Source organism: Methylocella silvestris, assembly GCF_002891535.1.
Classification (GTDB): domain Bacteria; phylum Pseudomonadota; class Alphaproteobacteria; order Rhizobiales; family Beijerinckiaceae; genus Methylocapsa; species Methylocapsa silvestris_A.
Window position 1 is genome coordinate 162,446 of the sequence record NZ_PDZR01000003.1, and the last position, 12,969, is coordinate 175,414.

General features: G+C 64.1%; 11 protein-coding genes. 6 read left to right on the top strand and 5 right to left on the bottom strand.

Features of this window, described 5'->3' with window-relative positions; translation table 11 throughout:
- Positions 1–62 precede the first annotated feature (62 nt).
- The 4 genes from CR492_RS05385 (at position 63) to CR492_RS05400 (ending at position 5,332) form a co-directional block, all read left to right on the top strand.
- Complete coding sequence (locus CR492_RS05385) at positions 63–2,228, top strand: malate synthase G (RefSeq protein ID WP_102842711.1); 2,166 nt, start codon at positions 63–65, stop codon at positions 2,226–2,228.
- A gap of 92 nt (positions 2,229–2,320) precedes the next feature.
- Complete coding sequence (locus CR492_RS05390) at positions 2,321–2,692, top strand: DUF779 domain-containing protein (RefSeq protein ID WP_102842761.1); 372 nt, start codon at positions 2,321–2,323, stop codon at positions 2,690–2,692.
- A 232-nt stretch (positions 2,693–2,924) separates the two neighbouring features.
- A complete protein-coding gene (locus CR492_RS05395) occupies positions 2,925–3,965 on the top strand; it encodes a potassium channel family protein (protein WP_102842712.1) in 1,041 nt (346 codons plus the stop codon).
- Positions 3,966–4,192: 227 nt separating this feature from the next.
- Entirely contained in the window at positions 4,193–5,332 is a 1,140-nt protein-coding gene (locus CR492_RS05400) for a DUF3616 domain-containing protein (RefSeq protein ID WP_180982433.1), read from the top strand.
- A 35-nt stretch (positions 5,333–5,367) separates the two neighbouring features.
- Here the strand turns inward: CR492_RS05400 and CR492_RS05405 are convergent, their stop codons facing one another.
- Positions 5,368–5,889: a hypothetical protein gene (locus CR492_RS05405; protein ID WP_146030180.1), complete on the bottom strand. Its 522-nt coding sequence runs from the start codon at positions 5,887–5,889 to the stop codon at positions 5,368–5,370.
- 73 nt (positions 5,890–5,962) lie between these two features.
- On the opposite strand from CR492_RS05405, the gene CR492_RS05410 reads away from it, so the two are divergent.
- A complete protein-coding gene (locus CR492_RS05410) occupies positions 5,963–6,622 on the top strand; it encodes a phospholipase D-like domain-containing protein (RefSeq protein ID WP_102842715.1) in 660 nt (219 codons plus the stop codon).
- Between the two features lie 2 nt (positions 6,623–6,624).
- Here the strand turns inward: CR492_RS05410 and CR492_RS05415 are convergent, their stop codons facing one another.
- Together CR492_RS05415 and CR492_RS05420 are read right to left on the bottom strand one after the other, a co-directional pair.
- Positions 6,625–7,677 carry an NAD(P)H-dependent flavin oxidoreductase gene (locus CR492_RS05415; RefSeq protein ID WP_280951522.1) on the bottom strand — a complete coding sequence of 351 codons (1,053 nt, stop codon included), beginning with the start codon at positions 7,675–7,677 and terminating at the stop codon, positions 6,625–6,627.
- A gap of 48 nt (positions 7,678–7,725) precedes the next feature.
- A complete protein-coding gene (locus CR492_RS05420; RefSeq protein WP_102842717.1) occupies positions 7,726–8,418 on the bottom strand; it encodes an orotate phosphoribosyltransferase in 693 nt (230 codons plus the stop codon).
- 316 nt (positions 8,419–8,734) lie between these two features.
- Between CR492_RS05420 and CR492_RS05425 the strand changes: the two genes are divergently transcribed.
- The gene (locus tag CR492_RS05425) at positions 8,735–9,556 is read left to right on the top strand and encodes a sterol desaturase family protein (protein WP_102842718.1); all 822 of its coding nucleotides are present in this window, start codon (positions 8,735–8,737) and stop codon (positions 9,554–9,556) included.
- A 12-nt stretch (positions 9,557–9,568) separates the two neighbouring features.
- Here the strand turns inward: CR492_RS05425 and CR492_RS05430 are convergent, their stop codons facing one another.
- Together CR492_RS05430 and CR492_RS05435 are read right to left on the bottom strand one after the other, a co-directional pair.
- A complete protein-coding gene (locus CR492_RS05430; protein ID WP_102842719.1) occupies positions 9,569–12,397 on the bottom strand; it encodes a cation-translocating P-type ATPase in 2,829 nt (942 codons plus the stop codon).
- A 72-nt stretch (positions 12,398–12,469) separates the two neighbouring features.
- Positions 12,470–12,793: an antibiotic biosynthesis monooxygenase family protein gene (locus tag CR492_RS05435; protein WP_102842720.1), complete on the bottom strand. Its 324-nt coding sequence runs from the start codon at positions 12,791–12,793 to the stop codon at positions 12,470–12,472.
- Between the last annotated feature and the right edge of the window lie 176 nt (positions 12,794–12,969).

Consider the following 12,969-nt stretch of genomic DNA (forward strand, 5'->3'; position numbering starts at 1 on the left):
TCCCGCGACGCCGTGAGACAGGCGAGGGGGCAGGGGGCGCTTAACTCGAGGACGAGAGGCTCATGGCTTACGCGCAGATCGGACCGATAAGCGTCGACACGGCTTTGCGGGATTTCGTCGAGACCGACGTGCTCCCTGGAACAGGCGTCAAGGCCGACCAGTTCTGGACCGGTCTTGCCGGATTGATCGCGGAGTTCGCGCCGCGCATCAGGGCGCAATTGCGCTTCCGCGACGAGGTTCAGTCCAAGATCGACGCCTATCACAAGATCTACGCCGCGAAATCTTTCGATATGGCCGGCTATGAGTCGTTCCTGCGCGAGATCGGATACATCGTCCCCGAGCCGCCGGATTTCGCCATCCGCACCGAAAATACGCTGGAGGTCGCTCGCGTCTCGGGTCCACAGCTCGTCGTTCCCGCCTCCAATGCGCGCTTTGTCCTTAACGCGGCCAACGCCCGCTGGGGCAGCCTGTTCGACGCGCTCTACGGCTCGGACGTCATTCCGGAAACGCCGGGCGCCGAACGCGGCAAGGGCTACAACAAGGCGCGCGGCGCGCGCGTCATCGAATATGCGCGCAACCTGCTCGACGAGCTGGTTCCGCTGTCCAAGGGAAGCCACAAGGACGTCATCAGCTACAAGGTCGCCAACGGCGAACTCGTCGCCGAACTCGACAATGGCCTTGAGACGCGCCTGAAACATCCTGGCCGTTTCGCCGGCTGGCGCAAGACCGGCCCCGGCTCCTTTGTCGTGCTGCTGCGCCAGCACGGTCTGCATATCGAACTCGAAATCGATCCGGTCAGCCTTGTCGGCTCGGAGAGCAAATCCGGCCTCGCCGATGTCATTTTGGAAGCCGCGCTCAGCGCGATCGTCGACCTTGAGGACAGCGTCGCCGCGGTCGACGCGCAGGACAAAGTCGACGTCTACCGCAACTGGCTCGGCCTGATGAAAGGCGAACTGTCGGCGACGCTCGAGAAGAAGGGCCTGCTGATGGAGCGGCGGCTCAATCCCGACCGCGTCTATACCGATCGCGACGGCGCGCCCATGGCCCTGCACGGACGCAGCCTGCTCCTCGTGCGCAATGTCGGCCATCATGTGCGCACCGACGCCGTGCTCGATGCGGAAGGCAACGAGGTTCCCGAGACCATCGTCGACGCCGCCGTCACTGCGCTGATCGGCGTGCATGACGTCAAGGGCGCGGGCCCGATCCACAACAGCCGCAGCGGCTCGATCTACATCGTAAAACCCAAGATGCACGGGCCAGATGAAGTCGCCCTCGCCAATGACCTGTTCGGCCGCGTCGAGGATATGCTGGGCCTTGATCGATTCACCCTCAAGATGGGCATCATGGATGAGGAGCGGCGCACCACGATCAATCTGAAGGCCTGTATTTTCGCCGCCGCGGACCGGGTATTCTTCATCAATACCGGCTTCCTCGACCGCACTGGCGACGAGATCCACACCTCGATGGAGGCGGGTCCGATGATCCGCAAGGATGAGATCAAGGGGACGCCGTGGATCGCGGCCTATGAAAACAACAATGTGGATGTCGGGCTCGCCTGCGGATTGCCGGGCAGGGCGCAGATTGGCAAGGGCATGTGGGCGGCGCCCGACAACATGGCCGAAATGGTCGCGAAGAAGATCGCCCATCCGCTGTCCGGCGCCAACACCGCCTGGGTGCCCTCGCCGACGGCCGCGACGTTGCATGCGCTGCACTACCACCGCGTCGACGTCGCTGCGCGCCAGGCCGAGCTGCGCAAACGTCCGCGCGCCAAACTCACCGATATTCTGACGATTCCGCTGGCCAAAACCAATTGGGCGCCGGACGACATCAAACAGGAGATCGAAAACAACTGCCAGGGCATTTTGGGCTATGTCGTGCGCTGGGTCGATCAGGGCATCGGCTGCTCCAAGGTGCCGGACGTCCATGACGTCGCCCTGATGGAGGACCGCGCGACTCTGCGGATCTCGAGCCAGCACATCGCCAACTGGCTGCGCCACGACATCGTGACGAAAGATCAGGTGCTGGCCGCATTGAAGACCATGGCCGTCGTCGTCGACCGGCAAAATGCGGGCGATCCGCTGTACCGGCCGATGGCTCCGAATTTCGACGGGCCGGCGTTCAAGGCGGCGCTCGATCTCATCTTCAAGGGCCGGCAGGAGCCGAACGGCTACACCGAAGGACTTCTCGCCTCCTGGCGGCGCGAAGCAAAAGCTCTGCAGGCGTGCTGATTTTGGCCGCGCCGGCCTGCAATGCTATGGTCGCGTCCAATTTTTTCGAACGAAGCCGCTCAGACGGCCGGCACGATGGGACGGAGCGCAAAATGGTCGAGCGCGTCATTGCGACGGACAAAGCGATCGAGATGATCGGCCGCCTCAAGGCGGTTCACGGCGACCTCTTGTTTCATCAGTCTGGCGGCTGCTGCGACGGCAGTTCGCCGATGTGCTATCCGCTTGGCGAGTTCAAGACCGGCAAGAGCGACGTCAAGCTCGGCGCGATCGCCGGTTGCCCCGTCTTCATCGGCGCCGAGCAATTCGAACTCTGGTCGCATACCCAGCTGATTATCGACGTCGTCAAGGGGCGCGGCGCGGGCTTTTCACTCGAATCGCCCGAGGGGGTTCGGTTCCTGACCCGCGGGCATGTTTTTACCGATGACGAAACCGCCGGGCTCGCGCCGCTCGAATCCGCGGCCTGATTGCAATAAACCTTCCTTCGCAAGCGGCGCTGTTTTTGCTAAAGCTCAGCGGGACTTCCGACCAACCATCGGGTAACGCCAGCTTGGCCTTTTCTCGCGCCCTCGAGCATATTTCGATTGGATTGGATCAATCTGATCGACAAGATTATGCTCCAGCTCTTGAATCTGGACGGATTTCTGATCGGTCGAATGATTTCATTCGATCGGAAAGCGGTCTGGCGCCGCCCCGGCCATGAAATGGCTTTCGAACTCGCTGGCGCGCAACCTCATCCTTGGCGTCGTCTTTGTGGTGATCGTCGCGGCGCTCGGCGTCATCGGCTACATGCACAATGGCTGGAGCTTCGGCGACTCCCTGTTCATGGTGGTGCTGACGATCTTCACCGTCGGCTATGAAGAAGTCCACCCGCTCGATACGATCGAACTGCGCGCGCTTACGATCGGACTGATCGCGCTCGGCTGCACCGGCATGATTTACCTGACCGGCGCGCTCGTGCAATTCATCACGCTGACGCAGATTCAGCAGATGTTGGGGCTCACCCGTATGAACAAGCAAATCGAGGTTCTCTATGACCATGTCATTGTCTGCGGTTTCGGACGAACCGGGGCGATGCTTGCCAAAGAGCTCAAAGCCGGGAAAGCGAAATTCGTCGTCGTCGAGCCCAATGCGGACCGCTGCGCCGAGGCGCGCGAACTTGGCTATCTCTGCATCCACGCCGACGCCGCCGAGGAGGCCGCGCTGAAGCAGGCCGGCATCGAGCGGGCGCGCGCGCTCGCGACCGTCGTCAGCTCCGACCCCGTCAATGTTTTCATCACTCTCAGCGCGCGCAGCCTCAACGGCAAGGTGCAGATCATCGCGCGCGGCGAGGAGCCGTCGACCGAGCGCAAGCTGCTGCAGGCCGGGGCGGATTCGGTGATCTTGCCGGCGCATATCGGCGCCGAGCAGATCGCCTCGATGATCCTGTTTCCCTCGATCGCCGGCGTCATCCAGTCGCCAGAGCGGCGCCGGCAAATGGATCTTGACCTCCGCACGCTCGGGCTCGAACTCGAAGTGGTGGTCGCGGCCGAGGGCGGCGTCTTTACCGGACTGACTGTCGAGGAGATCGAAAACAAGGCCGAACGCAGCTTCTTCATCATCGCCGTGGAGCAGGCCGGCAGCAGCATGGCCGAACGTCCCCTTCCAGGGACGCGGATCGGCGCCGGCGACGGCGTGACGATTCTCGGCCGGGCCGGACGCGCCAATATCCTCAACAAATTCGCCGAAGCAGCGCATTAGAGCCAAAGCCGATAACCCACTGTTTCAACGCATCCGCTTGGCCCAAAAAAGCCTTCAGCTTTTTGGGCGAATGCTCGAGAGCAGGTCCCGTTGAGAGCGATTTCTTATCGATCATATGTTTTCATGTGATCGATAAGCAGTCCAAGGCCAGGAATTTGTTTGCGCCGCGCCCGCGCCATGCGAATCTCGGCGTCAGGCATTTGCGACGCGTCATGGGGTCTCCCTTCATGTTGAAAACGGCGGCGATTTTGCTCGCGCTTGTCGCAGCATCACATGGCGCCCGAGCGGCCGACGCCGCAGCGCTCGCTCCGGCGCGCCAGATCGCCGTCGCGGGCGAATTCGTCAATGACAAGGGCAAGATCTCGCGTGATCTCAGCGGAATCGCGTGTCAGCCCGAGGCGGCCGGACGCCGGATCTGCGTTGTCATCGACGATCAGAGCCGCTTCGCTCAAATCGCGTTTCTTGAACAGGGGACGCTAAGGGCTGGGACGCGCATAAAACTGATCGCGGAGGAAAGCAGGGCGACAATCGTCGGCTCCTCTCCGACGACGGCGCAATGCCCGAAAGAGGACGACAAATTCAAGGACCTTGACGGCGAGGGCGTCGCTTACGCCGCTCCCTATTTTTATGTCGTCGGGTCGCACGGATGTTCGCGCCGTTCCGGCAAGTTCACGCCGTCCGCCTTCGTCACCGTGCGCTTTCGCCTTAACACCTCGGGCGACCTTGTCGACGGGGAGGGGAAGCCTGGTCTCGACGCCTCCGCGCCAAACACGAGCGTCGAGGCGACCTACCGCCTGTCGGACGCCCTCGCCGCCGCAGATTCCGTCGGCTCAAGCTTTGGCCGCGTGCTGAAGGGGCATGGCGGGAAAAGCGATGGGCTGAATGTCGAGGGCCTCGCCGTCATTGACGGGATGCTTTACGCGGGCGCGCGGGCGCCCTCCGTCGACGGCGACGCCTTCATCATCGGCGCAAAAATCGCGGATCTGTTTGCGCCGGGCGCAGATCGCATTCCGTTGCAGATCTTCGATATTCCATTGGGTTTGGGAAAAAATACAGGGATCAGGGATCTCGCCGCGCTGCCAGGCGGCAAGCTGCTTATCCTCGCCGGACCGACGCAGGATGATCCTGCGACGCCCTACAGCCTTTTCATCGCATCCTGGCTGCTGACCGGCCGCGCCGCGGCGACCCCGCTCGCGCGGCTGGAGGATGTCCACACAACCGACAAAGACGGTCAGCCGATCCGGGCCAAGGCCGAAGCCGTGCTGCCAATCGCGGCTTCCGATGGCGAACTCCGGGCGATCGTGCTGTTCGACGGACCGGCGAACGGCGCGCCGGCGGAATACCGCGCGCCGATCCCGCAGGATTGAACCGCGGCGAGTTCGCCGCGATTCAAGGTTTAACCCTATCTGCCGTCGCGCTTGGCCTGCATGTTCTTCGTGTGCTGGCTGACTGCGCCGAGCTTGGCGCGGTTGCGCTGCTTTGTCGCCTTGCTGTCGGAGGGGCGCATGCCCTCGCTGGCGGTGCGGGTGGCCGGCCGGCGGGCCGCCTCGGCTTCGCGCTTGCTGCGCAGGGCGAGAGCGCGCTGCGCGCTGTCCCTCATGGCGTCGCGCGCGGCTTTGCCCTCGCGGCGCGTGGCCTCTCCGTTGATCCGCTTCATGGCGGCGGCGAGCAGATCGCGCTTGCCGCGCGATCCCGTGTCATCGGCGGCCGGACGGGCGCCTTTCGCCGCCGCCTTGCCGCGCATCTCGCGCCGCTGCCGTGCGGCGATATCGCGGGCGCGGTCGCGCCTTTCCCGCACGAGCGTCCTCAATTTGGCGAGCTCTTCGTCGCTCAAGGCTCCAAGCGCCGGATGATGCGTTGACGCGACGAGGGCGACTTCGTCGACGCTCAATACCTGTCGTTCGTAGCGAATTCCGTGTCCCATATTTTCTCCAGCAATTCTTAAAGGTTGTGGTTCAGTGTATGTTCTCGTTGGAAGCGAATCGGCAGGACGATAGATGCGTGTTTCGCAAGGGCAGTTTCGGGCGGGCATTTTCAGCGGGGAGGAGCGCCCGGCCGTTGGTCATCGCCGCAGCTTCGCCAGCGCGGCGCTCGCCGGCCTCGTCCTTGTCGCGATCGCCGCCGCCGCCCCCGAATCCTCGCCGATCCCGCGTAGCGCCACGTCGATCCATTACGCGCCAGCCGAGAATCTGGAACGTATCGACGTCAGCCTGATCGATCAAGCGGAGCGCGAGATCGACATGGCCGCCTATGTCCTGACCGACTGGCCCGTGATGCAGGCGTTGAGCCGCGCCGCGCGCCGCGGCGTCAAGATCCGCATCTATCTCGATTACGGCCGGATTGGCCAGCGCGATCCGAGCGCGCCTTTCATGGATCTGCTCGACAATCCCGACATCGAGATCGGCCTGAAACGCGCCGGCGCGCCGCTGATGCATCTGAAAAGCTACCAGATCGACGGCGCCATTTTGCGCACCGGAGCGGCGAATTTCTCGGCCTCGGGTCTGAAGAAGCAGGACAATGATCTCATCATTGTCGATGATCCCGCGGCGGCGGCCGACTTCAAGCGCCGCTTCGAGGAGATTTTTGCCGCAAGCGAGCCTTTGCCCAGCGAAGCGCATGACCGGCGTATGAAGTTTTTTGAAGCCGGGGCCGGATAGGTCTAGCCGCGCAGCGCAGTTTCCAGCTCTTTCCGCAGCGATCTCATCAGCTCCGCCGCCGGCAGGGCTCTGGCGAGCGGCGCGCCTTGACCGGCCCATTGCGCGCCATATCCGGCGTGATTTTTGGCCTTCGCGGCGGCGTTGAGCGCCTTGCCGGCGTCATAGGCGATCGGATAGTCCGGGCGGGGCGCATCCGCGATCTCTTCGCCGAGGCGCGTGAAGTCATTGGCGAGGCAGCGCGCCGGCCGGCCGGAGATGGCCGAGGTCATAGTCGTATGCGATGCGCTCGGGCTGAACAGGGCGGCGCGATAGGCGGCGTCGGCGCTCGACTCCGGGCACCCGATAAAAGCCGTGCCGAGCTGAGCGGCGGCCGCGCCAAGCTTGAGCGCCGCCGCGATGCCGGCGCCGTCCATGATCCCGCCTGCCGCGATGACCGGCGCTTCTAACTTCGAGGCCAGCAGGCGGGTGAGCGCAAGCGCGCCCAGCCTGTCGTCGGGCGCTGCGGGGTCGAACACGCCGCGATGGCCGCCGGCCTCAAAGCCCTGCGCCACGATGGCGTCGATCCCGGCCGCGACGGCGGCCTGGGCTTCCTTGAGGCTCGTCGCCGTTGCGAACAGCGTCGCGCCGACAGCGCGCAGCGCCTCGATGCGGTCGGCGTCGGGGAGCCCGAAGTGAAAGCTGACGACCTTCGGCCGCGCTTCCAGCAGAACCGCCAGCATGGCGTCGTCGGCGACAAAGCTCGTGTAGATCTCGTGCAGTTCCTGCGGAGGTTCGGCGCCGAATGCTTCGAAGCGGGGGGCGAGGCGACGAAGCCACGCCGCTTCCCGCGCGCGGTCCTGACGCGCCGGAACATGGCAGAACAGATTGACGTTGAAGGGCCGGTTTGTCGCCGCGCGGGTCGCCGCAAGCATGGCGCGCGCGGTGGCGGCGTCGCTCGCGCCAACGCCAATGGAACCGAGGCCGCCGGCATTGGAGACGGCTGCGGCCAGCTGCGGCGTCGAGGTCCCCGCCATCGGCGCCTGAATGATGGGAAGATCGATTTGAAGAGTCTGCAAGAATGTATTCAACGCTTCGCTCCGGCGCCGATCGGCTGTGCTGCTCTTTCAGCTCTTGAACGCGGCGATCCCGCCGTGCGCGGCCGACCATTTGGCTGGCTCGTTCAAAAATGCCTCGACCTCGTCGAGCGTCGCCTTCTCGAAATAGTTTTCCGCGCGGGCGACCGCCAAAATATCCCGCCAGGTCACGAGATGATGCAGGCTGACGCCGAGATCGGCCATGACCTGCGTCGCCTCCGGAAAGATGCCGTAGAAGAAAAACACGAACACGTGGTCGCATTTTTGCCCGGCCTCCCGCAGAGCCTCGCAAAAGCTCACCTTGCTGCGCCCGTCGCTGGCCAGGTCCTCGACCAACAGGGTCCGCGCGCCGTCCTGCAGCACGCCCTCGATGCGGGCGTTGCGGCCAAAGCCTTTCGGCTTCTTGCGGACATATTGCATCGGCAGCATCAGCCGTTCGGACAGCCAGGCGGCGTAGGGGATGCCCGCCGTCTCGCCGCCGGCGATGATATCGAGCCGTTCATAGCCGATTTCGCGCTCGATCGTCGTCACCGCGAAATCCATCAGCCTCGAGCGCAAACGCGGGAAGGAGATCAGCTTGCGCATGTCGGTATAGACCGGGCTCGCCCAGCCCGAAGTGAAGATGAAGGGCTTTTGCGGGTTGAACAGGATCGCCTCCACCTCGATCAGCATCTTTGCGGTTTCCCGGGCGATGGCCTGTTTTTCGAGAGTGGGCTTTGTCACGGCGTTCCTGTCCTTCCAGCGGCTTTGGGCGGAGCCTGTCGTAATTTATTCGCTCCGATTGGCAAGGGCGCAGCTTGCAAAAAAGCGCGCGCTCTTGGATCAATTCCAAATATCGCGTGACGAAACAAGGAGATGCGTTACATCATGATACAAAAGTTGCGCTGATTTCGCTTGAATTTATGCGTTGAATCAAATCGAAAGGCGGGTAATTGGTCGACAAAGCCGCGCCGCCGGGCTTTCGACGGGGGCGGCGCCGGCATACCGACGCTGTCATAAGGACACTGAATGATTTTCCGCACCGGAAAGGACGCTCCACTTGATTGACGCGAACGGCGCACTGCCCATCCCGCTCTCCGTTCTGGCCTTCGCCGTCCAGATGGTCGTCTATCATGGCGTCGGCCTCTGGTTCGAATGGTGCGACCGCACCGGCCGCATGAGCGCCTATAAGATGCGTTCGGTCGAACGCATGAGCTATTTCGAGCTTTTGCCGCGCGTGCTGATCAATCAGTTTTTCATCTTGCTGCCATCCATGGCGGCGCTCGAATTTCTCGGCCTCGCCTTTGTCGGGGCGGCGCATCTGAACCCGCTGCATTTCATCGCCGCCATGGTCGCGATGGGCGTGGGGCACGATATCGTCCAATATATTTCCCACCGTTTCCTGCTGCATCGGCCGGGCTGGATCCGCAAGCTCGGGCATAGCGTGCATCATTCAACGGGGGCGAGCCGGGCGATCAGCGCCTGCTATATGGGCCACGTCGATTTCTTCCTCGAGATCGTGCTGCCCTATCTCATTCCCCTGATGCTGGTGTTCGCCGGCGCCGATGTGTTCTTCCATCTGCTCGTCGCCAGCCTCGGCGCGCTCGGCGGGCTTTACGAACATTCCGGCTATGATTTCTCGGTGAAGCTGCCGCGTGGCCTCGGCGGCCTCAAGGGTCGCTTCTATGATGCGCTCGCCGGGCTTTCGACCAGCAAGGCGCATGCGGAGCATCATCGCCGCAGCAATGTGAGCTTCAGCGACGGTTTTGGCAGCCCCGGCATCTGCGACACGATTTTTGGCACGCGCTGGGACCTTGTCGGCGACCGTGGCCGGCCAAGGCCGCAAGCCGGCGAACCGCAGAAAGAAGCGGCTCACAATTAGGCGGAAAGCAGTTTAGGCGGGCTTGGGCCGCTGCGACGCGGCGATTCTGCGGCTGACGGAGCGGCGCGCCAGCTTGCGCGCTTCGCTGAACCACAGCACAAGGCTCGCAAGGCCGATGCAGACCAGCCATTGATCGAGCGTCAGCGGCGCGGTTCCCATCGCCAGGTTGAGAAAAGGAACGTGGACGACGGCGACCTGCAGCGCCGCCGACACGGCGACAGCGCCCCAAAGCCAGCGATTGACGAAGAGATGCGCGAAGGCGCTTGCGGATGCCGAGCGCGAGGCGAAACAATTGAACAATTGGGCGAGGACGAGCGTCGTAAAGCCGGCCGTGCGGGCGTTGGCGAGGCTCTGCGAGCCTTCGATCAAGCCGCCCGGCAAATAGATGTCGATCGCCAGCAGCGTCACGACAGCCACCGCCGCGCCGGTCAGGAGAATTTCCGCCCACATGGCGGCGTCGATGATCCGCTCCTGCGCCCGGCGCGGTCTGCGGTCCATGACGTCATCGGTCACGGGGTCGATTCCGAGGGCCAGCGCAGGGCCGGAATCGGTGAGCAAATTGATCCACAGCAATTGTGTGGCGAGCAGGGGCAGCGCCAGCCCTCCGTGGCCGGCGGCGCCCTCGAGCCCGATGAAGGCCGCGCCGACGACGCCAAGAAACACCGTCAGCACCTCGCCCATATTGGACGAAAGCAGATAACGCAGACATTTGCGGATGTTGTCGTAGATGGCGCGGCCCTCGGTCACGGCCGCGACGATGGTGGCGAAATTGTCGTCGGCTAGCACCATCCTGGCCGCTTCCTTGGTCGCCTCGGTTCCGTTGACGCCCATGGCGACGCCGATGTCCGCAGCCTTCAGCGCGGGCGCGTCGTTGACGCCGTCCCCCGTCATGGCGACGACATCGCCATTCGCTTGCAGGGCGGCGACGATGCGGAGCTTGTGGACCGGCGCGACGCGCGCATAGACCGAGGTCTCGCGGGCGGCTTTGGCGAAATCCTCATCGTCAAAGGCGTCGAGTTCGGGGCCGGTCAGCACCGGCGACCCGGCGCCTACGATGCCAAGATCGGCGGCGATCCGCGCCGCCGTGCGCGGGTGGTCGCCGGTAATCATAATGACCCGCACGCCGGCGCGATGCGCCTCGCGGATAGCGCTGGCCGCCTCCGCGCGCGGCGGATCGATCATGCCGACGGCGCCGGCATAAATGAGATCGCGTTCAAGCTCTTCAAGGGCTTGCGGGAGCGCGCCCGGAGCGAGTGGACGGTAGGCGACAGCGAGCGTGCGCAGCGCGGCGTCGGACAGGGCGTTAACGTCGGCAAGGAGACGCATTCTCCAGGCGTCGTCGAGCGCAACGACTTCCGCGCCGATGCGCAGTCGCGTGCATCGCTCCAGCAGCACATCCGGCGCGCCCTTGGCGATGATGACGCGTTCGCCGGCCTGTTCGCGGTCGATTTCGATCGTCGACATCATTTTGCGCTCGGAGGTAAACGGGATCAGGCCGATCCGCGCGAAGCGCCCGCGGCGGCGTTCCGTGAGGCCGAGCTTGCGCTCCGCCACGAGGAACGCCGCTTCGGTCGGCTCGCCCTCGATCTCCCATTCTCCATCGTCGGATTGGCGCAGATCGGCGTCGCCCGCGAGACTGCCGCCGCTGAGCACGATGATCTGCTCCTGTCGCGCCATGGCTGCGTGCTTTTCGTCTTCCTGTTCCAGCCGCCCGATCGGCGCGTAGCCGACGCCGGTGATGTGGGACGCGCCGGAAGCCGTTATCACGCGCTCGATGGTCATTTCAGAGCGGGTGAGGGTGCCGGTCTTGTCGGAGGCGATGACCGAAGCGGCGCCGAGCGTCTCGACGGAGGACAGCTCCTTGACGATGGCGTTGCGTTTCGCCATCCGCTGCACTCCGAGCGCGAGCACGACGGTCAGCGTCGCTGGCAGCCCTTCCGGAACGGCGGCGACCGCGAGGGATACGGCGAGCAGCAGGATCGTGATGACGTCATGCGCGCTGCGGATCTCGGACGAGAGGAGAATCGTTCCGGCCACCACGACGCAAATCACGATGACGGCGAGCCCGAGCATCCGCCCGAGATGGCCGATTTCCCGCTCCAGCGGCGTCGGCTTCGGCGCCGTCGCCTTGAGCAATTCGGCGATCGCGCCGATCTGGCTGTCGATCCCGGTGGCGGTGACGATGGCGCGCCCGCCGCCCCGGACCACCGTCGTTCCCTTGAAGACCATGTCGCGGCGATCGCCGATCGCCGCCGGTTGGCGCAGCGTCGTCGCATCCTTCAAGACCGCTTCGCTTTCTCCCGTCAGCGAGGCTTCCTGCACGCGCAGCGACGCCGCGCTGATGAGCCGCGCGTCCGCTCCGACTGCGTCTCCCTCGCTCAGCAGGAGCAGGTCGCCGCGCACGAGGTCGGCGCTTGGCGCGCGCAGCGGATGGCCGTCGCGCATGACCGCGGAGGTCACGGCCGTCATCTTCGCAAGGGCCGCGACCGCGTTTTCAGCCTTCGCCGCCTGCAGATAGCCAAGAAGCCCGTTGAGCAGCACCACGATCAGGATGACGATGGCGTCGACCGGCCAGCCGGCTCTTCCCTCGATGAACCAGGCGACGAGCGCGACAAGGATGGCGCCCATCAGGAGATAGACGAGCGGATCTTCGAATTGCGCGAGGATGCGGCGCCAGACCGGCGGCCGCGGCGCCGCGCGAAGCTCGTTCGGGCCGTTTTCCGCCAGTCGGCGCGCGGCTTCCTTCGCGGTCAGCCCGCGTTCGAGGTCGGCGCCAAGAGCTTGCCCGACCTCCTCGGCGTCAAGAACAGACGGGTCGGCGAGCGCGTCGGCTCTCTCCATCATGTCCCGATCTTGTGGTTTTGACGGCGCTATCGCAGCGACAGGCTGGCGTAGGCCGGGATGCGCAACGGGTCAGGCGGGAGCCTTCTCGACGGTCTGGATCACCTCAAATCCCTCGAATTCGGGATGGCCGAGCGTTTTCGGCTTCTGATCGCCGGCATTCCGATGCGCCATGCGGAACTGTTCGGATTTGGTCCAGGCGATAAAATCATCCTGGCTGTCGAACAGCGTGTGCGAGGAATAAAGGATATGATCCTCGCGCTCGGGCCCGCGCAGCAAATGGAATTCGATAAAGCCCGGAACCTTGTTCAACTGCGAGTCGCGATTGCGCCAGACGTCCTCAAAGGCTTGCGTCTGGTCCTTCAGGACTTTGAATCGATTCATGGCGATGAACATTGCGGGCGATCTCCTGATGCGCGAAAGCCCTCGCATAGCTTATTTTGCCTGCAAGCGCACGCCACGCCGGACGCTCTAGCCGGCGCGTCGAAACGCCGCCAATCGGCCCGCGCCGGCGTGAACTGTTTGCGCTATAATTCGTTGATCTTAGGAAGGCCTGAGAATCCGGGCGCGCC

Excerpts from the sequence above, each read along its gene's own strand:
- CR492_RS05385 (WP_102842711.1), top strand. The coding sequence starts at position 63 with ATGGCTTACGCGCAGATCGGACCGATAAGCGTCGACACGGCTTTGCGG.
- CR492_RS05390 (WP_102842761.1), top strand. The coding sequence starts at position 2,321 with ATGGTCGAGCGCGTCATTGCGACGGACAAAGCGATCGAGATGATCGGC.
- CR492_RS05395 (WP_102842712.1), top strand. The coding sequence starts at position 2,925 with ATGAAATGGCTTTCGAACTCGCTGGCGCGCAACCTCATCCTTGGCGTC.
- CR492_RS05400 (WP_180982433.1), top strand. The coding sequence starts at position 4,193 with ATGTTGAAAACGGCGGCGATTTTGCTCGCGCTTGTCGCAGCATCACAT.
- CR492_RS05405 (WP_146030180.1), bottom strand. The coding sequence starts at position 5,889 with ATGGGACACGGAATTCGCTACGAACGACAGGTATTGAGCGTCGACGAA.
- CR492_RS05410 (WP_102842715.1), top strand. The coding sequence starts at position 5,963 with ATGCGTGTTTCGCAAGGGCAGTTTCGGGCGGGCATTTTCAGCGGGGAG.
- CR492_RS05430 (WP_102842719.1), bottom strand. The coding sequence starts at position 12,397 with ATGGAGAGAGCCGACGCGCTCGCCGACCCGTCTGTTCTTGACGCCGAG.
- CR492_RS05435 (WP_102842720.1), bottom strand. The coding sequence starts at position 12,793 with ATGTTCATCGCCATGAATCGATTCAAAGTCCTGAAGGACCAGACGCAA.